Source organism: Psychrobacter piechaudii (assembly GCF_900162825.1).
Taxonomy (GTDB): domain Bacteria; phylum Pseudomonadota; class Gammaproteobacteria; order Pseudomonadales; family Moraxellaceae; genus Psychrobacter; species Psychrobacter piechaudii.
Window position 1 is genome coordinate 1 of sequence record NZ_FUGE01000086.1, and the last position, 22,947, is coordinate 22,947.

The window sequence follows — 22,947 nt, forward strand, 5'->3', positions numbered from 1 at the left end:
GTAGCTTGAGGGTAGAGCAGGCTTGCGAATAAGAGGATGGGCTTGTGCTGAGTGTGGCACATGGCATGATAGAGATATCAATGCTGCTAAGAACATCCTTGCGGTCGGGCTTGACCGTCTAGCTGTAGGAATCCCCTCGGTTTAGCGAGGGGAGGAGGTCAATATTTGTAGTGGTTTGGCTCAGGGCGTGGATGCTCAAGCACATTTGGGGGCGTTGTCTCAGCCTGCTGAATATGCAGGGCGTAGTGTGGGCGTGATGGGCACCGGTATTGATGTGTGCTATCCCAAACAGCATCAGGCCTTATTTGAGCGGATGATTAGAGAGGGTGGGTGTATTATCAGTGAGCTTTTTCCTGGAACGCCGCCCCACAAGCATACTTTTCCTAGGCGCAATAGAGTTGTGGCTGGGCTCTGTTTGGGTACCGTTGTGACCGAAGCGGCATTACAGAGTGGGTCATTAATTACCGCACGGCTAACCTCAGAGCAAGGCAAACAGGTTTTTGTGCTGCCTAGTGACATCGATAATATCAATGCTCAAGGTTGCCATCATTTGATTCGTGAAGGCGCGACCTTGGTCTATCATCCCGATCAAATCATGAGTGATTTATGCCATCAGTTGCTTGCCCCTGTAGCGATATCAGAGGCCAAACATGATTCAAGCGGTTATAACAAGCACTCAAGTCCTAACTCTTCTTTCTCCGATAGCACCACTACACCTAATAATAACGAGAATCCTATTCTAAAACCGCAGAAGTCTGTTACTATTTCTGAACACCTACAGCCTTTGTGGGTCCATATTCAATTTGAGTTGCAGGATTTAGATGCATTAATTGCCAAAACTAAATTAGATACCGCCACCTTATTAAGTCAGCTGATGGAGCTTGAGTTAGGCGGTGCTATTTGTGAAGTGGGCGGTCGTTATCAGCGTCTTTAAATGTTCTTTCCTGTTTTGATTTTTTTTATTAATCTTTTTAAATAGACCGTTTATAAACCGTCTATTGTGTCAACGAAGTTCTAAATTATGAATTCTAATATCGAGCCAAATGGCGCTATTACCACAAGTCCTGAGCAAGCTGCAAACTGGTTAAAGCAAGGTCAGCTTCTGGCTTATCCTACCGAAAGCGTTTGGGGTATTGGCTGTGATGCTTACAACCAAAGTGCCGTTGAGCAGGTATTGGCCATAAAAAACAGGCCAAGCGAGAAGGGGATGATAGTAGTAACTGATAGTATTGAGCGCATTCAGCCGTTATTACAACAGTTACCACAACAGCGTCAGCAGCAAATCATAGCCAGTTGGTCGCAGCAGGCGAGTAATGAAGTTGGCGTCAATAGTAGACAAGCACACACTTGGTTGTTACCACTAAAAGAAGCGCAATTTAAGGATCAAAGTAAGCCCGATAATCAGCTTCAAGCCAAAGTCCCTTATTGGATTACCGGCAAACATGACTCGATTGCTATTCGGGTTATTGCTCATCCGTTAATCGCTCAGCTGTGCGAGCAAATGGTGAGTAGCACCAATCCTTATGGGCTTATTGTCTCAACCAGTTGTAACCCCTCCGGAGAGACGCCGGCCAAGAGTTTTGAGCAGGCGTATGCTTACTTTGGACAAGATATAGCTTATCTACCAGGGGAAACCTTGGGGTATATTTTACCGAGTCAAATCAGTGATGCGTTAAGCGGACAAGTGATTCGCTGATTTTAGCGGTTAATTTTCCCGCCCAGCTTGAATTAAACAGCGCCAGAACTTTACCACTGTCACAGAATTCCATTGCCGTTTATTTGATAACACAAGGATGAGATATGAATATTTTAATTAGTGGCGGTTCCGGCTTCATTGGTCAGGCCTTAAGCCAATATTTACAAGGTGACCGAAACACTTCAAACCACTCAAGTACTCAAAACACTAGTGCCAATATAACTTGGCTGACTCGAGACATCAATCAAGCACATCCTGACTCAGTAAGCTTAATGAGCTATGAGCAGCTAAAAACCACCGAAGCCACTTTTGATGTGATTATCAATCTAGCGGGAGCAGGGATAGCGGACAAGCGTTGGAGTGATGAGCGTAAACAGTTACTCATGCAAAGTCGGCTAAAACCCACCCAGGCTTTATTAGACTATATTGAGCGCATTGCAAATAAACCTAAGCTGTTATTAAGTGGCTCAGCGGTAGGGTGGTATGGGGCTCAAGGGGATAAGGTGTTGGATGAAACCAGTGGTTTTGTCGATGATTTTGCCCATCAGATTTGTGACAGTTGGGAGGAGCAAGCCAGTCTTGCTACGCAGTTTGGCGTCCCTGTTGCCTTAGTGCGTACTGGTATTGTGATCCATCCTAAAGGGGGAATGATAGCCAAGTTGTTGACTCCTTTTAAAATGGGTGTGGGAGGTCAATTGGGCAGTGGCCAGCAAATAATGAGCTGGATCAGCTTACAAGATTGGGTACGCGCAGCCATTCTCGTTATTGATGAGCAATTAAACCAAACTCCTAAGGCGGTGGACAATATGAAAATATATAATTTCACCTCTACAACGCCAGTTTCTAATAGACAGTTTACTAAGCAGCTAGGTGATTGGTTAAATAGACCAACCCTGATGACTTTACCCGAGTGGCTATTAAAACTAATGTTTGGGGAGATGGCAACCTTGCTTATTGACGGACAAAAAGTCTTGCCGACTGCTTTATTGGATTTAGGCTTTGAGTTTAAGCATCAGACCATACAGCAAGCGTTACATCAGCAAATCTAGGTAAGAATATTTAAAGTTTCACGTGGAACAATCCATGGATATGGTTTTTCGTTCCACGTGAAACATAAGTGACAATTTTTACTTAAATTGGCGTTTAGGTTAGGAAAGCGATCAGTTAGTAACGAGTTAAGTTGTTTTTTCTTAGCTCGACACGAACAGCAAAAATAACCGCAGTAAGCGCGGCTACTAATAGTGATAAAATCGCCCCAGTAAAAATAGTATTAAGTAAGGCAAAGAAGAAAGGATAGTGATTCTGACTGATGCCTAGACGATCATCGGTGATGCCTACTGAAATAATACCTGCCCACAGCTCAGGTGCAATTGGCCACCCAAATATCAAAAATATATGCAAGAACTGCATACCGGCTTTAATGAACACACTACGACGTAGGGCATTGTGCAATTCGGCGTAGCCCCGCTTAAGTAAGTAAGCATCGAGCGAGCCATATATCAGAATAAATATTGCAATACCCAGCAGCATACCAGCAAAAGCTGACGGAATCGGCTTCACTAGCAAACTGCCCCAAGTAAAGCTGGCTAAGGCACTCACTAATACCCAAAACCCCCAAAATAACCAATGATTCTTCATTCAGCGCTCCAGTCCTTGATCAATAACGTCCTCCACAATGATGTACCCATATACTATTAATGTACTGAAAGGATTTTACCGTCTGAGTCTTTAGGCAAGTCTGCTAGGCATACTATGCTTTCATTACTAATACCACTGACCAAGAACTGATCTGAATCGGCAAAATATTGCACTACTTCTATAGGCGTATACACTAGCTTTTGTGCCTGATCTACAACCCAGACATAGCCTTTGATAGGGCTATTTGGACGGGGTCTTTTTTTGGTCAATTCTTCAACGTTGGCTTCATGAATGGCACTTCTAGGCAAACGAACCCCAAGCTCAATTTGACCATATTCAATACTCATTGACGCTTGCATTCCTGGTTTTAATAAGGCCTTACTGTTCTCTCCTGCCACTAGGGGCGCATAGACCAGCAAAGTATCCGATTTAGGGTCTGGGGAAATATTACTGATTTGACCGGTAAACTCTTTTTGTAACTCATGAACGGTAAAATAAACGGGTTTACCAACGGAAAGCTGGGACTGAGTCGATAGCGGCAGCTTACCTATAAGCTGTAGCTTTTGTGGGTTGGCCACGGTAATCACTGGAGAGGACGAGTGGCCTTCCTCTGAGTCGAGCTTGCGTGCCTCTTCATTCTTATTGTTGCCATTACTGTCTTCGGCATCTTTTTTTACAGAGCGATCTTCATTAGTTTCATTGGCCATAGAGACTTTGGTAATGCTGCCACTAATGGGTGATTTTAAAACCAAAGTTACCGGCACTAGCTTCTCTTCTTGTTTAGAAGGGGCATTGGATGTCGAGGAAGGAGCATTTTTGGTACCATTAATTTGCACCCCATCAACATAAACTTCTAAAAACTTGTTGCTAATAAAAGGCAGCTTGCTTTCACTAATCTCACTTTCGATTTTGGCTAAAACCTGACCTTGTTCGACTTTATCGCCTTCTTTGACTTCAATAGAGGCAGATAACACAGGATAGGAAGTTGTCACGTCGACGTTATTAAAAGGAATTAAAGCCCCCTCTAAATTATAGCTAGGCTGATAACGCTCAGGCGTACTGGTTTGTACCAGTGAGTTATCAACTTTTACCTCATTTTCAAATACTTGGACCAGTGCCTCAGGATTAGAGGCAGAGTTTGAGTCACATCCGACTACGGCCAAGGTCGTTGCCATAGCAAAAATCATTGCTTTTAAATAACGGTTAGAAGACAAAGATTTATTATTGGCGTTATGAATCAAAGGCGATGACATGACTGAGGTCCTATAGTGGTCGAGAGATTAGTGATCGAGGTCTAAAATAGCTACTGGGCTACGAAGCGAGTAAAAGTAATAAAAAATAATGATAAAAAAGCAAGTATATAGTGCATTTTAAGGCATCAACCCCATAAAGTTGTTAGTGGATTGTTTTAAGTTTGTGCTTAGGGCTTGAAATTTATCCCTATAACCTTTATCAACCACTAAGAATATAAAAAAGTTCCTTAAAAAATACAAAATAACGGCTTACCTATAAGTCACTTAGTTAACCCCTATAATCTAACTTAGATAAGCAGTTTAATAATTTATAAAATTCACAGCTGAAATAAAGCTTTTATAACTCGAAATATAGGGCTTTATGTCAAGCTACTTAAGCTACCAAGGAGATACCATGAGTAATAATGAAGAGAATAAGGCAGCCCCAGATCTTGAGCGTGATGCTGAGAGTTCAAATGTGGCTCATGACAATATTGACCGTTCAGAGACTGTTTTAGAACAAACTATGAATGAGTTTAATCCAGAAGTGAATGGCGATGAAACCATTGCTAATAATATTGATGTCGGTGTTTACGAAGAGCGCATTGCTCAACTAGAAGGTGAGGTTAAAGCGGCCAAAGAAGGTCAGGCCCGTGCCAATGCGGATGCTTATAATGCCCAAAAACGCATGGAACAAGAAACTGAAAAGAGCCGTAAATTTGCGCTTCAAAAGTTTGCTAAAGAGCTTTTAGAAGTGGTAGATAACTTAGAGCGCGCTATTGTTAGTGTGCAAGCAGACGATGATGCCGATGATGCTATCTTAGAGGGAGTAAAACTAACCCACAAATCATTCTTAACGGTGCTAAATAAGCATGGCGTTGAAGTGGTTGATCCGCAGCAAGAAGCTTTCAACCCTGAATTACACGAAGCGGTAGGTATCGATCCTAACGTTGCAGCGGATACCGTGGGTGAAGTGCTACAAAAAGGGTATACCTTGAATGGCCGTTTACTGCGTCCAGCCATGGTAAAAGTAGGTCAGTAACCTCTGGTTAGTCGGTCTGAAATTTTAGTGAAACGCGGTATTAATCGAGCCAAAGACACAAAAAAAGACAAAAAGTTATTAATTTTGCTTGATTTTGGCTTGAAAAATAGTAGCACTAAACCGATATATAGAGACAAGAAGCAAGGCTTACTTAGTGAAACCTTTAATAATAGACAGTAAGCCAAATGCTAACATTGAAATAAACACAAACAATAAATGATTTGGAGTTTTGTATTATGGCTAAGACAATTGGTATTGATTTAGGTACAACCAACTCTTGTGTGGCAGTGATGGAAGGTGACAAAGTTAAAGTCATCGAAAACGCTGAAGGTACACGTACAACGCCTTCAATTATCGCTTATAAAGATGGCGAAATTCTAGTAGGTCAGTCTGCAAAACGTCAGGCAGTAACCAACCCAAACAACACTTTATATGCTATTAAGCGTCTTATCGGTCGCCGCTTTGATGATAAAGTAGTACAAAAAGACATCGGTATGGTGCCTTACAAAATCGTTAAAGCAGACAACGGTGATGCTTGGGTAGAAGTAAATGACAAAAAAATGGCGCCACCACAGATTTCTGCTGAAATCCTACAAAAAATGAAGAAAACAGCAGAAGACTACTTAGGTGAAAAAGTAACAGACGCGGTAGTAACCGTACCAGCTTACTTCAACGACTCTCAGCGCCAAGCTACTAAAGACGCAGGTAAAATCGCTGGTCTAAACGTTAAGCGTATTATTAACGAACCAACCGCTGCTGCATTGGCTTACGGTATGGATAAGAAAAAAGGCGATAGTACTGTTGCTGTCTATGACTTAGGTGGTGGTACTTTTGACGTATCAATCATTGAAATTGCCGACGTTGATGGCGAGCAGCAATTCGAAGTTCTATCTACCAACGGTGACACATTCCTTGGTGGTGAAGACTTTGACTTAGCGTTAATCGACTTCTTAGTTGAAGAGTTCAAAAAAGAGCAAGACTTCAACCTAAAAGGTGATCCATTAGCGATGCAGCGTCTAAAAGAAGCTGCTGAAAAAGCTAAGATTGAGTTATCAAGTGCTCAAAGCACTGAAGTGAACTTACCTTACATCACAGCTGATGCAACAGGTCCTAAGCACTTAGTGGTAACTATCAGCCGCTCTAAGTTAGAAGCACTGACTGAAGACTTAGTAAAACGCACTATCGATCCTTGTAAAGTAGCTCTAGAAGACGCAGGTCTAAAAGCCAGCGACATCGATGACGTTATCTTGGTAGGTGGTCAGACTCGTATGCCACTGGTACAAAAAACTGTGGAAGAGTTCTTCGGTAAAGAGCCACGTAAAGATGTGAACCCTGATGAAGCAGTAGCTGTTGGTGCAGCGATTCAAGGTGCGGTATTGTCAGGTGACAAAACTGACGTACTACTACTTGACGTAACCCCACTAACCCTAGGTATCGAAACCATGGGCGGTGTTATGACCGGTATTATTGAGAAAAACACCATGATTCCTACTAAGAAATCACAAGTGTTCTCAACGGCTGAAGACAACCAGCCTGCAGTAACCATTAAAGTATTCCAAGGTGAGCGTAAAGTAGCTGCCCAAAACAAACTATTGGGCGAGTTTAACTTAACTGAAATTCCACCAGCACCACGTGGTATGCCGCAAATTGAAGTAACCTTTGACATCAACGCTGACGGTATCATGAATATCTCAGCGAAAGACAAAGGTACTGGTAAAGAGCAAAGCATCCAGATTAAAGCGGACTCTGGTCTGTCGGATGAAGAAATCGAGCAAATGGTACGTGACGCTGAAGCAAACGCTGCAGAAGACGAGAAATTCGCAGCTCTAGCTCAAGTACGTAACGAAGCAGATGGTCGTATCCACGCTATCCAAAAAGCTCTAAAAGATGCTGAAGACAAAGTGACTGAAGAAGAAAAAACTTCAGTTGAAACGGCCATTAGCGACTTAGAGTTAGCAGCTAAAGAAGATGACCATGATGACATCAAAGCCAAGCTTGAAGCACTAGATAACGCATTCTTACCAATTAGCCAGAAGATTTACGCAGCTGGTCAAGGTGCTGAAGGTGTAGATCCAACTCAAGCAGAAGGCGCACAAGCTGAAAACGCTGCCGACGATGATGTGGTTGACGCTGAGTTCACAGAAGTGAATGAAGACGACAAGAAATAATAAGTAACTATAATAATTAAACGGTTTATAGTTTAGTTATTGCCGAAAAGACCGTGCTCAAGAGCACGGTCTTTTTTTTATGGCTTCAAAAGTGAAAATAAGCTAAAAGGGGAAAATCTTATAATTGCTCAATAAGACGGTCACAGTCCTCTGTGCTAAGCTTAGCATTCATCACCAGTCGAATCCGTGCCGTACCTACCGGCACAGTAGGTGGTCGAATGGGTAAGGCGTAGAAGCCGGCTTGTTGTAATGCCTGAGCTTTTTGTACCGCACTGGCATTATCGCCTAAGATATAAGGAATAATAGGCGACTGATAGCTCACCTCTGAATCTGTGTTGATAGCCTGAGACACCCTAAGCGATACCTCTGCCAAATGAGTACGTAAATTAGATAGTGACGGCATCTTGGCTAACACAAAGCGAGTCCAGCAATGAGTAATTGGCGGTAGGGCAGTACTGAAAATAAAAGAGCGCATTTGATTGATTAACCACTCTCGAATGGAGGCATCACAAATTACATAAGCCCCCATGGAGGCGAACGCTTTGCCAAAGGTACCCACTATATAGTCTATATCCTCAAGAGTTTGAGTTTCCTCAGCAAGTCCCAGTCCATTATGTCCCAGTACCCCAACGGCATGAGCCTCATCGACATAGAGTTCAATACGAGGATCACTCGCTTTAAGTTTCACCAAAGCCTGTAGGTCAGCGCGATCCCCATCCATACTAAAGACACTTTCAGTGACCACAATAATGCGTTCAATTTCATCGCTGGCCTGCTCAATTAAAGCAGTCAAGTGCTCCATCTCATTATGTCGATAGCGTTGATACCTACAATGCGTGTGCTTACTGCCGATAAGACGCACCCCATCTATAAGGCTGGCATGAATTAAAGTGTCGGTCAAAATTAGGGTTTTAACAGGCAACTTGGCCAGTGCCGGCAAAATACCAATATTGGCATGATAGCCACTGTTCACTACCAACACAGCTTTATTACACGTTGAACGCTGCTTTTCAGGTAAAGCAAGGTGATACCAATCCAGTAATTCTGCTTCTAATAAGGGCAGCTGGCTGTGGTTGCCGGTCAATAATCGCGAAGAGGTGGATCCCATTTTGGGCAATACCGAGTCGGGCATCTGCTGTAAGTAGCTCAAAAACTGCGATTGCAGCTGGGTCTCATTGCCCAGTCCCAAATAATCATTACTAGAGATATTAAGTAAGCGCCGTTCATTGCAGATAATCCATTGATCCTGATGGGTAACTGACGGCAGTTGTCGATATTGCTCTTTTGATTTTAGGGTGTCTAGTTGTTGAGCAACATTTAAACGGGTGGGTTCGGTCATAAACATCTATCCTTGAAGCCTTAATTTAATAAAAAAAGCTGTTTTTACTGTAAATACAGCCAAAATCTTCCTGATATAAGGGTAAAGAGAGCCAATCAAAGTTAGTAATATATCGCTTTTATTGCAGAAAAAGCCACATGTAACAAATGTTTTCAAAAATAGGCGTTTGTAACTATATGCATAAAAAACAAGGGTAAAAAATAACTTCCGACCTATTAAACACCGACAGAGTATTAAAGCAACCTTGGTTATTATGGATACATCGATAACAAGCAAGATGATTTAAGAAAATTAGGCAACAACCCTGTTTCTATTTATATTCTTATTAATAAGCTTGCATCGTTACCCATCCAATAGGAGAACAACAATGAAAACATTACAAAAAACTCTACTTGCTTTAGCTGCTGGTTCATTAATGACTGCAGGCGCACAAGCGGCTGTTAACTATGGCAACATGGCAGCACAACCTTACATTGGTGCTAAAGTAGGTCAATATGATCTTGATGGCGCTAAAGATAAAGGTACTTCATACGGTGTGTACGGTGGTGCTAAATTCACTCCTAACTTCGGTGTTGAAGCTGAATACCTAACCACTAGTGATGAAGACTTAAATGACGTACAAGAGTATTCTGCAGATACCTATGGTCTGTATGCAACCGCTGACTATGCTTTCCCTAACACTGGCGGTCTATACGGTAAAGGTCGTTTAGGTGTGGCTAAAAACGAAGTTGATGTAAAAGGTAAAGTGACTGGTAGAGAAACATCAGGCTCTGAAACCGGTGTTGCTGGTGGTCTAGGTCTAGGTTTTAACGTAGCACCAAATGCTTCAATTGAAGCCATGTATAACTGGTATCCTTCAATTGAAAATAACGTTGGTGAAGATTTAGATGCTTCAGGTGTAACGCTAGGTGCTCATCTTAAGTTCTAATATTGCTTAAGTTAAAATTAGAGTAAACCTCTGATAAGACTATAAAAACGATCGCTACGGCGGTCGTTTTTTTATGCCCAAATTAAACCAAAGCTAACCTATCCTATTAACTCAATTGCTCAAAGACCGTAAAGCCTAATCGGTTGTTTCTATTAATAATAATTCATTGCATAAAGTAACAAGCGACCTATCAAACACCCACATATTAAATGAAATATTTTGTTACTATTAGAACATGGATAACGAAGAAGAGGTTTACACCCATATTTTTTCTTTTGTTATTACTTTAAAATCAATAGGAGAACAACAATGAAAACATTACAAAAAACTCTACTTGCTCTAGCTGCTGGCTCAATGATGACGGTTGGTGCTCAAGCTGCTGTAAACTATGGTATGACTGCACAACCATATATCGGTGCTAAAATTGGTCAATATGATCTTGATAGTGCAGACGATGCCACTTCTTATGGTGTTTATGGTGGTGCTAAGTTCACACCAAACTTCGGTATTGAAGCTGAATACATGACTACTAGTGATGCAGATTTTAGCTCAAATAGAGAATATTCTGCGGACGTATATGGTTTATATGGTACTTATGACTATACCTTCCCAGGCTCAGACATGTATGCTAAAGGCCGCTTAGGTGTGTCAAAAAACAAAGTAGATGTTGATCGTAGTGGCAGCAGATCTGATACTGGTATTGCTGGTGGTTTAGGTCTAGGTTATAACCTTGCATCTAATGCAGCAGTAGAGCTGGCCTATGATTGGTATCCAACTGTAGACAATGTAGCGGATAAAGGTGACTTAGACGCTTCAGGTATCACCTTAGGTGCCAACTTTAAATTCTAATTTATTAAATAGAATTTAAAAATAAAAGTCTCAATGTAATTATAAAAACGATCGCCTTGGCGGTCGTTTTTTAGTTGATTTTTTAGTAATCAGGTCTCATCCAATCTATTTTTAGACCATAGATTTTATTTTCGATCAGCTTTTATAAAAACTCTAAGTATTTGTTTCCAATGGAAATATAATGTTTCAAAAAGTAACAAGTTGGCTATGATATTACTACACATAGCTTGAAATATTTTGTTACTATTAATACATGGATAGCAATGGAGGGTTTAAGGGTTTCTTAACCCACCACTCCTTTGACCTTACTTATATTACTAGGAGAACAACAATGAAAACATTACAAAAAACTCTACTTGCTTTAGCTGCTGGTTCATTAATGACTGCAGGCGCACAAGCGGCTGTATATAACGCTGCACAGCCCTATATCGGTGCTAAAATCGGTCAGTATGACTTAGATGGTGCTAAAGATGATGCTACTTCATACGGTATCTATGGTGGTGCTAAATTCACTCCAAACTTCGGTATGGAAGCTGAGTACATGACCACTAGTGATGAAGATTATACTAACTTAACTGAGTATAATGCTGACGTATATGGCCTATACGGTACTTATGACTACACGTTCCCAGGATCACAAATGTATGCCAAAGGTCGTTTAGGTGTGGCTAAGAACAAAGTTGATTTTGAAAGAAAATATGTTAACGGCTTTGACGATAGCTCATCTAAAACTTCAGTAGCAGGTGGTCTAGGTTTAGGTTTAAACCTTGCTCCTAACGCTGCAGTAGAACTGGCTTATGACTGGTATCCAGAAGTTAAAGTGGGTAATGACAAGAAAGATGCTAATGGTATCACTTTAGGTGCTAACTTTAAGTTCTAATTGAACCTAAGTGAAAGTCTTAGTCCAACTAAGATAGCCTTAAGAAAACGACCGCTTCGGCGGTCGTTTTTTTTGTGTGTATAAAAGGTAATGCCGGCCTTGGCAGGGTTATATCTCTACTTATATGGCTTAAAAGTGCTAAGATAAATAACGATAAAAAATAATTAAGGATGAGATTATGTTTGTATTTGAGCCGTGGCATTGGCTAGTCCTTGGAGGGCTACTGATTATTTCAGAGATGTTTTTAACCACCTTTGCGACCCTATGGTTCGGTATCGCAGCAGTGATTATTGCGTTATTGAGCTGGTTATTTCCCTTATCCCAATTCTTTCAAATCATAATGTGGTTGATACTTTCCATAGCTATGGCAGTTATATGGTTTAAATTCGTGCAGCCTTTATCTGTTGATCGTACTAAAGCGGGATTAGGCGGCAGTGTCATCATAGGTGAAAAAGGAATGATAACCGTTGCACCAACACTCGACAGAGTGGGTACTGTACGCTTTAGTGTGCCCATTGTTGGCGCTACGGAATGGAAGTGTCGCACCCGAGGTGAAGTGCTTGAGGTAGGGCAGAGAGTGGTGGTGGTAGATGTGATTGGCAATGAGTTAATCGTTGTGCCCGCCCAGACTATGGCCCACATTAATTATAGATAACTGAAACTGTAGATAAGCCATAACAACCAAAACTATAAACAAAAATTTTAAGTAAATTGCCCCCAATAGTATTAACAAGATAAAGTAGGGGTAATGAAAATAGGGAGTAATAAAATGGGAAGTTTTAGTATAGTCATGCTAGTGATGGTGGCGCTGGTAGTGTTCACCGTATTTAAAGGGGTGCGAATAGTCCCTCAAGGTTATAAATGGATTGTGCAGCGTTTAGGGAAATACCATCAGACCTTAGAGCCTGGTCTGAATCTCATTATTCCCTATGTGGATGATGTGGCTTATAAACTAACTACCAAAGACATCGTGTTGGATATTCCTTCCCAAGAAGTCATCACCCGCGATAACGTGGTGATTATTGCCAACGCTGTGGCCTATATCAGTATCGTGCAGCCTGAAAAAGCCGTCTATGGTATTGAAGATTATGAGCATGGTATTCGTAACTTGGTGCAGACTTCATTACGATCGATCATCGGTGAAATGGATTTAGATAGTGCTTTATCGAGCCGTGACCATATTAAAGCGTTACTTAAGCAGGCCATTTCAGAAGACATTGCAGACTGGGGAATCACCTTAAAAACCGTTGAAATTCAAGATATTAATCCTTCAGACACTATGCAAACTGCGATGGAAGAGCAAGCGGCTGCCGAACGTCAGCGCCGTGCAACCGTGACCCGTGCTGATGGTCAAAAGCAGGCAGCTATCTTAGAAGCTGACGGCCGTTTAGAGGCCTCTCGCCGTGATGCTGAGGCCCAAGTTGTGTTAGCAAAAGGCTCTGAAGAGTCTATTCGCTTGATTACTCAAGCCATGGGAGAGGAGGAGATGCCGGTGGTTTACTTGCTGGGTGAGCAATATATTAAAGCGATGCAAGAGTTGGCAGAGTCTGACAATGCCAAGACGGTGGTGTTACCTGCAGATATTTTAGGAACGGTAAAAGGATTAATGGGCAGTAAACTTAAGCCTTAATTTATCCTCTTTAACTGGTTTCTCTTTCTTGTGCTCTTAGCTTGAGCTTGGGTTATAACCTAGCAAAAACTTTACTAACTTAACCTTTTAGTTACTTATAGCCTCTTAGTGCTCCTTATTAATAAGGTTGGTTACTAAGGGGCTATTTTTTTAAGCCGTGATTTGACCCAAAATAGAGGTATCAATAAAACTGTACAGAGCAAGTTAGACAGCTTCACAGACAGAATGAATAAACCGCAAATTATAATAAATAGTAGTAGGAACCACTATGCAAAATCGTGTTGATAATAATATGGAAAATAAAGACCAAGTAAATTCGCCATTAAACCCCATTGTTCAAGGCAGCGCTTTGCCTTATGACATCCTAAATGAACAATACCAAAATGCTGCTTATCCCGAGACTAAGTTACAAATTCGCGGCGGTGGTTTTGGTTCCGATGCGGCTGCTCACCCGAGTAATCCCAATCAGTTTTATGCCCTAACCGATCGAGGCCCAAACTCAGACTTTAAAGGCAGCTTGGGGGAGGGAAAGCAGTTTTTGGTTCCCAATTACAGCCCCAAAATAGGGCTTTTTGAGGTCGAGGCAGACGGTCAGATTCGCAAGGTTAAAGAGATTGTTTTAAAAGACAAAAATGGGGTGCCCGTCAGTGGTTTGCCCAATCCAAAGGCCTTTGGCGGTACTAACGAGATTCCATATGATGTCTCAGGAGAACCGATGACGGTGAATCCTAACCAGCCTTATGATCCCGAAACCAATCCGGTGAAGACCGATCTTAATGGTTTAGACCCTGAAGGATTGGCTGCCCTAGATGATGGCAGTTTTTGGATTAGTGATGAGTATGGCCCGCACTTGGTTCATTATGATGCTCAAGGGGTAGAGATTGGACGGATTAATCCTTTTGCTGAAGACAGTCGTAATAGCCTCATTATTAATGGTCAGCGATTATTATTACCGCAAGAGTTTGCTAAAAGACGTGCTAACCGTGGTATGGAATCCTTAACCATTACTCCAGATCAAAGCACCTTGGTGGGTATATTAGAATCCTCTATGGACAATCCAGATAAGTCAGGTCGATTATCAACTTTGACGCGGATGGTAATGATTAATTTGAAAAATGGGGTAATTAAACAATACCTGTGTCGTTTGGACGAAAAAGAGCATGTTAACTCTGCTATTGCTGCGTTAAGTGAGCATGAATTCTATGTCGCAGAGCATGACCGTGAATTTCCTTTACAGCAACCGACCGCCAAGAAATTTATCTACAAACTTGATATATCGCAAGCCACAGATATCAATAATATTGAGGCTTTATTAGAGCACTCAGATGACCAGCGACTCCGTTATGATAGTGAGTTAGGTTTATTAATTGATGAGCAGACGTTGGAGCAGTGGATCGCACAAGACGAGCGTCACTGGGATACCTTAGAGGAGTTAGGCATTCATCCGGTCCAAAAAACTTTGGCCGTCGACATTCTGCAAGCCATTGAATACCCACATGATAAACTTGAAGGAATTTGGTTACGTCAAGATGGCTCTATTGGGTTATTGAACGATGATGATTTCGCGATGAATGATTCTGATAAAGGGGTGGAGCATAAGTATTTGGATGCGCAAAAAACCATAATAGATGGCAATCGACTTTATGTGGTTCAGCCCAAGGTTTAGACAAGTAGATAGCTCTTTTATCTGGCCATGACTAAAAGAACAGCGAAGAAGAGTTGGTCTCCTTTCAATAACTTTCTCTATTCCCACAAAGAAACCGACTCTACTTTAAGCAGAGTCGGTTTTTTGAGTTAATAAGGTTTAAAGCGTTAAATCACTTTAGAAAAACGGCCTTTTTCTTTACTGGCCAAATAAGTATCAAAAACCATGGCTACGTTGCGGGCAAGCAAACGTCCTTTAGGTAAGATACGAATACCAGCAGCATCCATATCTACCAATCTGTCTTGCTGCATCTCGCCAAGCTGCTGAATTTCATCGATAAAATAAGTAATGGCATCAATACCAAACTTTTGATTTAAGTCTTTAAAATCTATGTAATCATGGCACAGTAAGTTTGAAATGATATAGCCACGCAGACGGTCTTCAATGTTAGTTTTAATGTGTCGCACCGCAGGTAGCTTGCCGGCATCTACCAGGATTTCATACTCTTTAAGATCGGTATGGTTTTGTAGAATATGAGTGGCAGAGTTGCCCTTATTGGCATAAAGCGTGCTGTTAATTTGGCTGATAGAAGACACGCCAAAGCCTAATAAATCACAGTCACCTAAGATGGTATAGCCTTGGAAGTTACGATGTAAGATGCCGTCACGTTGAGCCACGGCCATGCTGTCATCAGGCTTGGCAAAGTGGTCAATGCCAATATATTGGTAGCCGGCTTCATTTAAAGCGGTGATGGTATCGCTGAACATCTCAAGCTTCTCAGCAGGTGTCGGTAAGTCCTCTTCCTTAATCTGGCGCTGCGACTTAAAGCGATTGGGCAAGTGGGCATAGTTAAAGATGGACAATCTATCGGGTGAGATATCAATAATAGTCTCTACGGTCTTAGCAAACGTTTGTGGGGTTTGATGAGGAAGACCATAAATTAAATCAATATTGGTAGATTTAAAGCCCAATCGACGCGTCTCTTGCATCACACCGCGGATCAATTCTTCAGACTGCACTCGGTTAACGGCAATTTGTACTTTATGATCTAAATCTTGTACCCCAAAACTCACTCGGTTAAAGCCTAAGTTACGTAGAACAGTTAAAGTAGTATCTCGGATTTCTCTAGGATCGATTTCAACTGAATAGTCTCCGACTTCTGGGTGCTCATCAGTGGTCTTGTCTTGTGAAGTTGGGGCAAATTCAAATTGAGTCTGCAAAAACTCCCAAAGCTCAGTAAGCTCTTCATCACTAAAGAAAGTTGGGGTACCACCGCCTAAATGTAATTGTTTCACGTAGGGTTTACCGCCAGAAGCCGGACGCTCCAATAGGGCTCTTTTTTGTTTTACTTCCGCTTTTAGGTACTCTAGATAGTCGCCGGCATCACTGTTCTTCTTAGTGATGATCTTATTACAGGCACAGTAATAGCAAAGATGGCGACAAAAAGGGATATGGAAGTAGAGCGATAGCGGGGTGTTGGGATCACGACGGGTCAAAATGTCTAATTCAGCCCCAGCTTCAATCGGTTTAAACTCAAGAGCGGTAGGGTACGAAGTGTAACGTGGTCCTGAACGATTGTATTTATGAACCAAAGCCTCATCGTATTCTAACTGCGGCATATCAGAGGTCGCTGCATCAAACTGTTTTTTGGCGTAAGGATTGGCAGGAGAGAAATATGGACGCTCAGTAGAAGGAGGAAGATGGGCTTGGTCTGTAAAAATGGCAGAATTAGTCATAAGATTGGCCTTATCGGAGAGCCGATAAATAGAAGCGATGAGATAAAATTATATAGTGAGTTAATTATAACAAATTATAGAAAAATAACCTGAAACGACTGGTTTTACTATAACCCGAAAGGATAGTAAGGCCATTGAGCCTGATAGGGTTTTAATCTTGATTTGGTCGGTTCTTTATTGGTCATTGGCCGGCTTTCTTATGCCGCCCCAAGTAACCAATCCCACCCCAATAGCGATTAGTAAAGCCCCCAAAGCTAGCCCTTGTGGGGGAGCTTCCGCTTGCAAAAATATGGCAATAGGCACGGCAAAGACAGCCGCCGTTGAGCCTAGCAAACTAAGTAGCACCGGTCCGCCTGCCTTTTGTAGCACAAACAACAGTTGGAACTGAGCAGCAAAAATAAAGGCCTGCACCCCAATGAGGGCTATCGATACCGAAAAATTAAAGGAATCTACACCGGGTAGGGCGAGTGAGAAGTTAGGCAATAAACTAAGCGCTCCCAATTGCAGGGAAGCCGCGACTAGCATACCGGGGGCTAAAGCGCTTGGTGAGGCGCCGGTAGGCCAACGTAAAGTGCGATAAAGATTGCCTATCGCCAACAACACTGGCCCACAAAGGGCAATCAAAACCCAAAACACACTGGCATCAGGAGCGGTCAGTTTATTGCCCGCTAATACTCCAGCTCCTGCCAATGCAGACAGCACTCCCAAAGCCCGTATTGAATCAAAGCGTTCCATTTTTAGCAGTAGAGCCCCAACATAAGTTAATAAGGGGGGAAGGGTCATCACCAAAGCCACAAAGCTGGCCCCGACTTGAGGAATGGCCGAAAAAAAGATTAGGTTGGAGCCGGCCACGCTGACCAAAGCGGCAACTAAATAGTATTCGATACTGGACTTAGTGATAGGCGGCAGTTGGCGCCGAAAGGTGGCCATTACCAATAGTAGCAGCGCTGCCCCTGTAATGGACCAAAATACAAAAGCCAAAGGGGTCAATCCTACTGTGCCGGCATATTTTGCTATATTGGTAGAAACCCCCAATAACGCTCCGCCAGCTATCAGGCAAGTTAAAGCGACCACCGTCTGTTTATTCACTCATGCCTTCCTTTTTATTTTGGGTTTACCATGGTTTAGTTAAACCCTTATCTTTACTTTGAGAAGAGTACCAAGTTTAGCATTATTACTCTGATTGTTTTGTTATTGTCCTAACAACATTCAACATGGCGGGGGCTGAAAGCTTATTCAGAACCTACGTTTATTTGGGCATCTAGATGTAGATTAAATTAGCAGTTACCTTTGCTAACTATGAATAAATAATTTATTATCAATGAATTAATTATAATAAATAAAATTCATAATAAGGTTGATGATGTCTTTTGCTCAAGTACATACCCGATCAGTGGTCGGTCTGCATGCTCCCAAAGTTATGGTAGAAGTTCATTTATCACAGGGGCTTCCCGCTTTGACCATCGTGGGGTTACCTGAGGCGGCGGTTCGAGAGAGCAAAGATAGAGTTCGCTCTGCTTTAATTAATTCAAATTTTCAATTTCCCAATAGGCGGTTAACGATTAATTTGGCTCCTGCTGACTTGCCCAAAGAAGGGGCTCGTTTAGACCTGCCTATTGCAATGGGCATCTTGGCGGCCAGCGGTCAGATAGAACCGCAATGGTTGGAAGATTATGAGTTTATCGGAGAGTTGGCATTAAATGGTGACCTACGCTGCATCGCAGGCGGGCTTGCGGTAGCCAGAGCCATAAAAGCGGATAGCAATGAGCATCAAAAACAGGACAATAATTCCTCTAAGACTGTCTATAAAACCCGTAAACTTATGGTACCAGCAGGCAATGGCGTAGAGTCCAGCCGAGTCAAAGGGATAGAGGTATATGCTGCTAACAACCTCATCGAGGTTTGTGAGCATTTGCAGGTGGAAAACAGAGTAAGTACCCAGAGCAAAGCGACAAATTTGGCTGAGATGCCCCAAGGAATACTGACAGCGGTGGTGTCAAAGTTACCCGTTTTAAATGCCAGTTATAAAGTGGACTTAGCCGATGTCAAAGGTCAGCATCATGCCAGGCGGGCGTTGGAGATAGCCGCGGCAGGCGGTCATTCCTTATTATTTACCGGCCCACCAGGCTCAGGCAAAACTTTGATGGCTGCCCGGCTATCAACCATATTACCTGACTTAAATGATGAAGAGGCTTTAGAGGTGGCCAGTACTTATTCGGTTGCCAATACCGAGTATCAGTATGGCAGCAGACCTTTCAGAGAAATTCACCACACGATTTCTGCGGTGGCATTAGTAGGCGGCGGTTCGCGCCCCAAACCTGGTGAGATTACGTTGGCCAATAAAGGAGTGTTGTTTCTGGACGAGATGCCGGAGTTTGATCGTAAGGTATTGGAGGTGCTACGCCAGCCCTTAGAGTCAAAGCAAATTACCATCAGCCCTGCCAATCAACAGGCCACATTCCCCGCTAACTTTCAATTGGTGGCTGCGATGAATCCTTGCCCTTGTGGTTATCATAGGGACCCCTCCAATCGTTGCCATTGTCGACCCGAGCAAATTCAGCGTTATCAAGATAGAATCTCTGGACCTTTACTGGATCGAATAGATTTACAGGTTACTGTTCCCGCTTTGCCAATTAGTGACCTTCAAAATAATCAGCCGGGAGAGTGCTCCAAGGCAGTACGAGCACGAGTAACCAAAGCTTATCAAAGTCAACAAGTCAGACAAGGTAAGCCCAACTGCGAATTAAGCCCCAGTGAGCTAGATGAGCACATTATGCTAGGAGACAATGAAAAGCAGTTACTAGCTATGGCACAAATTAAGCTTAATTTATCTGCTCGAGGCTACCACCGGCTATTACGAGTGGCGCGCACCATTGCTGATTTGGCAAACAGTGTGGATATAAAAACACCTCATCTAAGTGAGGCGCTCAGTTATCGAGGTGGCTAGAGTCAATCGATAAGTTTGCTTCTCATAAAGATGCCCGGCTCTGTAAGACAAGCATGGTCTTCTGGGTTACGCACAGACTCAGATACCCCACTTTCTGGATTATCAAACTGTAGGTGATAAAACAGATACTCTTCTTTTACTGAACCGCCGGTCTTTATGGTCTCTCCGAATTTTACCCGTGTGCCATCTAAGCTAAGAGCTTGCTCATCTTGTAGCAAAGAGACCTTGTAAGTAGGATCAAACAACGGGGTCAGAAGACGGGTTTTATTATTATGAACCTGCTCAAATCTCAAACAGTTGTCTTGCACCACATAGCGGCCTGTAACTACAGGATATATACGCTGCATCAAAAGTGTGGGGGTAAAATAATAAATCAATAAAGAGGAGGAAGCAGCAGCGGGCACGGGGTTAGTCTCATCTTTATCAATAATTGTTTGTTCTACAGCGTTTGTATTGGATCCAGTCACCGATTTTGTATTTTCAGTGACTGATGTAGTTTGACAGCCCATAACCATAAAGACCGCAGTTAAGCCGGCACTTAATTTCAAGCCATTATAAATTCTACTTTTCATTAAAACTCAGCCTATTATCAGCGTATTAAAAGTTAAACCATTGAGGATTATTAACTTACCTTAGACGCGAGGAGGTGTCGTTCTGATTCTCTTTAATTATAAAAATAAAAGGAAGGGTTGCTGTAAATTTTTTATACTGCAGAATTGAATCGCTGCAACTGACCCTAATTTTAAATAAAAAAAGCTTGCTCTTAACTGGGTTAAAAGCAAGCAAGTAAAGTCAAATCAATAACGTATCATGGAAATCAGCTGATAGAATACCAAGTAGTTCAATTACTTAGTAAAAATATTAAAAAACTTACTAGCAGAAGCTTATAAGGCTGGGTCCACACCAGGCGGCGTAATTGGGCGTAGCTGTGCCACATCCTCTGCTGTCACTTCTTCATCAAAGCCGTTCAGATCCTTCACCACATACTCAGTAACTGCAGCAATCTGCTCATCATTCATCATATGTCTAAACGAGGGCATACCACGTAAACCATTGATTAAGATGTCAATAATATAGTATTTAGACTGCATTTTGCTGTTGTCGGCTAGAGGGGGGTAATAGCCTGCGCCATAAGCGCCTTCCCCTTCATGCATATGACAGCCTGCGCAAGAGTCGTGATATAGCTTTTTACCATCGGTAGAAACGTAAGCGTTCTCGTAGCCGAACTTCTCATTCCACTTGTCTAAACTTGGGTCTTGATCAAATGCTGGCACTGCATCAATATCGACAATATGTCGATTAGTTTCTGTAAGTTCAGATTCGGTCATATAGACGCCACCCCAAGCACCACCATTTCGGCTGGCATAGGGGTCGACTTCTTGCTGTGCTGGTGCTCCTGTGAAGGTATCAGAAGTCTGCGCCAACGTTACCGTATCCTCAGATTGAGATGAGCACCCAGTCAGTAGCCCTAAAGTTGACCCAATAATTACCATGCTCAGCGGGGTCAAGGAGGGAGCTTTAAAATATTTCATATTAGCCTCTTTATGCTTTATGCCATGTCAGACAATCGTTTCGTGTTATACAGATAGTGCATGCTGGTGTAGGCGTTTTGCTGAATCCAAGCCAGACAAAATTGAGCCCTCCTGCCAAGCAGGAATGTGTGAGCAATGCTCACCCGCCAGAACGATACGATTATCAATGCTACACAATGTCTTATAGTGCTGATCTCGAGTTTCTTGGGTCCATACTCCATAACACCCTAAAGTCCAAGGCATACGGTGCCATACCATTGAAGTACCAGAGCGGAACTCTTTTAGATACTGAGGATGAATGTGTTTACCGTAAGCCAAAGCTACTTCGATACGCTCTTCTGGGGTAAGGGTGTTGAACTTATAAGAGGTTGGCCCATAGCCATAGCCACCTAAAAGTACCCCGCTACCTTGCTTAAACATATCTTGTGAGGGGTAAGAGATCTGTTGGATTGGCATATCGGTATAAGTTACCCCACCATAAATCCATTCATCTTCTTCCCAGAAGCGGCGTTTAAATTCTAGACCCACTTTAAAAGAGGTTTCATAAGGAACCGCCGCCATAGCGTCAGCCATTGGCTTAGAGACGTTTATTGGGATTTGGGTCAATACCGACAACGGAATGGTACAAATACAGTAATCAGCACGAGCTGTCTGAGTGGAGCCTGATTCGTTATTACTGTCCACATAGGAGACGGTAACGCCACTATCATCTTGACGAATCTCGGTTACTTTCGCATTTAGCCTAATTAAGTCCTGGCATTCACGAGTGAAAGCATCGCCAATTTTACCCATACCGCCCACAGGCTGGAACATAGTCGGGCTATGACTATACGTGGTGTGCTGTGCATAGATATCCTGCCACACCCCAGATTTTAATAGGTCATCTAGAGGCAGAGGGGTAGAGGCCTGCTCATTGGGCATAAGTCCGCCGCCAGGATACACTGAGTAACCCCGATACTTACTGGTAGTGAGACTGCGCTTATAAGTATAGTCGTTGCTAAGCGCACCCCAGCCTTTTAGGTTCTCAAGGAGCATCTCTTTGTCTTCACGAGTTACTTCTTTGTCTAAGCCCCCGGTATTAACCGCTTTGGAAAGCAGTTCAGACACATGACCACGGATATCGTGCTGCACATCGCCTAGACGTTGTGGGACCCCGCCGAAATGATTGGTACGGTGTAGATAAGCTCGGTTGTTGGTCTGGATGAAAGGCTCTAATGCCACGCCAAATTTTTTGCAGTAATGAAGCACAGCATAGTGGTGGCTAGGAATACGCCAAGGGCCTGGGTTAAAGTAATTGCCTTCTTCGAAGTCACAGGTCACGACTCCTCCACCAAGCTCAGTAAACTTATCACCACCTTTAAGATGAATACTGCGACCACCGCCTCGGTTTTGATATTCTAAAACCGTGACTTTATAGCCCGCTTTTCTCAATTCATAAGCGGCAGCCAGTCCAGCTAGACCGGCCCCTAAGACGATAATACTTACCCCAGCTGGTGCGCCTGTCAGTTCCATCTGGCCATTGAAAGAGGATTCTGAAGCGAAGCCTAATGTGGTCATCGCTTGGTACATAGCCGCGCCACCAGCGGTCTTACCAATCATGGCTAGTAGCTGCCGGCGTGTCGGTGATTTAAGGTTATCAATCATCATCTTATCCTTGTTACTTTATTCGCTTGGTGTCCCCTGCA

At 42.7% G+C, this 22,947-nt stretch carries 19 protein-coding genes and 2 pseudogenes; 13 read left to right on the plus strand and 8 right to left on the minus strand.

Annotated elements, in window-relative coordinates; genetic code table 11:
* Positions 1-7: 7 nt before the first annotated feature.
* The 4 genes and pseudogenes from A1019T_RS03890 to A1019T_RS03905 form a co-directional block, all read left to right on the plus strand.
* Positions 8-145: pseudogene (locus A1019T_RS03890) on the plus strand (zinc ribbon domain-containing protein); the annotation flags it as partial.
* An 18-nt stretch (positions 146-163) separates the two neighbouring features.
* Positions 164-934 (plus strand): annotated as a pseudogene (locus tag A1019T_RS03895) (DNA-processing protein DprA); the annotation flags it as partial.
* A gap of 87 nt (positions 935-1,021) precedes the next feature.
* Positions 1,022-1,696: an L-threonylcarbamoyladenylate synthase gene (locus A1019T_RS03900; protein WP_077450514.1), complete on the plus strand. Its 675-nt coding sequence runs from the start codon at positions 1,022-1,024 to the stop codon at positions 1,694-1,696.
* A gap of 104 nt (positions 1,697-1,800) precedes the next feature.
* The gene (locus A1019T_RS03905; RefSeq protein ID WP_077450515.1) at positions 1,801-2,745 is read left to right on the plus strand and encodes a TIGR01777 family oxidoreductase; all 945 of its coding nucleotides are present in this window, start codon (positions 1,801-1,803) and stop codon (positions 2,743-2,745) included.
* Positions 2,746-2,860: 115 nt separating this feature from the next.
* Here A1019T_RS03905 and A1019T_RS03910 read toward each other — a convergent pair whose 3' ends face one another.
* Positions 2,861-3,334 carry a hypothetical protein gene (locus A1019T_RS03910; protein ID WP_077450516.1) on the minus strand — a complete coding sequence of 158 codons (474 nt, stop codon included), beginning with the start codon at positions 3,332-3,334 and terminating at the stop codon, positions 2,861-2,863.
* 56 nt (positions 3,335-3,390) lie between these two features.
* A complete protein-coding gene (locus tag A1019T_RS03915; RefSeq protein WP_077450517.1) occupies positions 3,391-4,587 on the minus strand; it encodes an efflux RND transporter periplasmic adaptor subunit in 1,197 nt (398 codons plus the stop codon).
* A 394-nt stretch (positions 4,588-4,981) separates the two neighbouring features.
* On the opposite strand from A1019T_RS03915, the gene grpE reads away from it, so the two are divergent.
* Positions 4,982-5,608, plus strand: a complete 627-nt coding sequence (gene grpE / locus A1019T_RS03920) for a nucleotide exchange factor GrpE (protein ID WP_077450518.1) — start codon at positions 4,982-4,984, stop codon at positions 5,606-5,608.
* Between the two features lie 236 nt (positions 5,609-5,844).
* Positions 5,845-7,776 carry a molecular chaperone DnaK gene (gene dnaK, locus A1019T_RS03925; protein ID WP_077450519.1) on the plus strand — a complete coding sequence of 644 codons (1,932 nt, stop codon included), beginning with the start codon at positions 5,845-5,847 and terminating at the stop codon, positions 7,774-7,776.
* Positions 7,777-7,894: 118 nt separating this feature from the next.
* Here the strand turns inward: dnaK and A1019T_RS03930 are convergent, their stop codons facing one another.
* On the minus strand, positions 7,895-9,115 hold the full coding sequence (locus A1019T_RS03930; protein WP_077450520.1) for an 8-amino-7-oxononanoate synthase: 1,221 nt from the start codon (positions 9,113-9,115) through the stop codon (positions 7,895-7,897).
* A gap of 367 nt (positions 9,116-9,482) precedes the next feature.
* On the opposite strand from A1019T_RS03930, the gene A1019T_RS03935 reads away from it, so the two are divergent.
* The 6 genes from A1019T_RS03935 to A1019T_RS03960 all read left to right on the plus strand — a co-directional run bounded on the left by A1019T_RS03935 (position 9,483) and on the right by A1019T_RS03960 (position 15,068).
* Positions 9,483-10,043, plus strand: a complete 561-nt coding sequence (locus A1019T_RS03935; RefSeq protein ID WP_077450521.1) for a porin family protein — start codon at positions 9,483-9,485, stop codon at positions 10,041-10,043.
* Between the two features lie 309 nt (positions 10,044-10,352).
* Positions 10,353-10,892 carry a porin family protein gene (locus tag A1019T_RS03940; RefSeq protein ID WP_077450522.1) on the plus strand — a complete coding sequence of 180 codons (540 nt, stop codon included), beginning with the start codon at positions 10,353-10,355 and terminating at the stop codon, positions 10,890-10,892.
* A gap of 331 nt (positions 10,893-11,223) precedes the next feature.
* Positions 11,224-11,772 (plus strand): porin family protein, encoded by a 549-nt coding sequence (locus A1019T_RS03945; protein WP_077450523.1) that lies wholly within the window; start codon positions 11,224-11,226, stop codon positions 11,770-11,772.
* A 178-nt stretch (positions 11,773-11,950) separates the two neighbouring features.
* Complete coding sequence (locus tag A1019T_RS03950; RefSeq protein WP_077450524.1) at positions 11,951-12,427, plus strand: NfeD family protein; 477 nt, start codon at positions 11,951-11,953, stop codon at positions 12,425-12,427.
* A 114-nt stretch (positions 12,428-12,541) separates the two neighbouring features.
* Positions 12,542-13,402: an SPFH domain-containing protein gene (locus A1019T_RS03955; RefSeq protein WP_077450525.1), complete on the plus strand. Its 861-nt coding sequence runs from the start codon at positions 12,542-12,544 to the stop codon at positions 13,400-13,402.
* 268 nt (positions 13,403-13,670) lie between these two features.
* Positions 13,671-15,068 carry an esterase-like activity of phytase family protein gene (locus A1019T_RS03960; RefSeq protein WP_244156529.1) on the plus strand — a complete coding sequence of 466 codons (1,398 nt, stop codon included), beginning with the start codon at positions 13,671-13,673 and terminating at the stop codon, positions 15,066-15,068.
* Positions 15,069-15,214: 146 nt separating this feature from the next.
* Here the strand turns inward: A1019T_RS03960 and hemN are convergent, their stop codons facing one another.
* Together hemN and A1019T_RS03970 are read right to left on the minus strand one after the other, a co-directional pair.
* Positions 15,215-16,783: an oxygen-independent coproporphyrinogen III oxidase gene (gene hemN, locus A1019T_RS03965; protein WP_077450526.1), complete on the minus strand. Its 1,569-nt coding sequence runs from the start codon at positions 16,781-16,783 to the stop codon at positions 15,215-15,217.
* 174 nt (positions 16,784-16,957) lie between these two features.
* Positions 16,958-17,872: a DMT family transporter gene (locus tag A1019T_RS03970; RefSeq protein WP_077450527.1), complete on the minus strand. Its 915-nt coding sequence runs from the start codon at positions 17,870-17,872 to the stop codon at positions 16,958-16,960.
* Positions 17,873-18,146: 274 nt separating this feature from the next.
* Here A1019T_RS03970 and A1019T_RS03975 point away from each other — a divergent pair, with 274 nt between their 5' ends.
* Positions 18,147-19,730, plus strand: coding sequence for a YifB family Mg chelatase-like AAA ATPase (locus A1019T_RS03975; protein ID WP_077450528.1), 1,584 nt, complete (start codon positions 18,147-18,149; stop codon positions 19,728-19,730).
* 2 nt (positions 19,731-19,732) lie between these two features.
* Here A1019T_RS03975 and A1019T_RS03980 read toward each other — a convergent pair whose 3' ends face one another.
* The 3 genes from A1019T_RS03980 to A1019T_RS03990 form a co-directional block, all read right to left on the minus strand.
* Positions 19,733-20,302 (minus strand): hypothetical protein, encoded by a 570-nt coding sequence (locus A1019T_RS03980; RefSeq protein WP_077450529.1) that lies wholly within the window; start codon positions 20,300-20,302, stop codon positions 19,733-19,735.
* Positions 20,303-20,614: 312 nt separating this feature from the next.
* A complete protein-coding gene (locus tag A1019T_RS03985) occupies positions 20,615-21,262 on the minus strand; it encodes a c-type cytochrome (RefSeq protein ID WP_077450530.1) in 648 nt (215 codons plus the stop codon).
* Between the two features lie 45 nt (positions 21,263-21,307).
* Entirely contained in the window at positions 21,308-22,906 is a 1,599-nt protein-coding gene (locus tag A1019T_RS03990; RefSeq protein WP_077450531.1) for a flavin monoamine oxidase family protein, read from the minus strand.
* Positions 22,907-22,947: the final 41 nt, after the last annotated feature.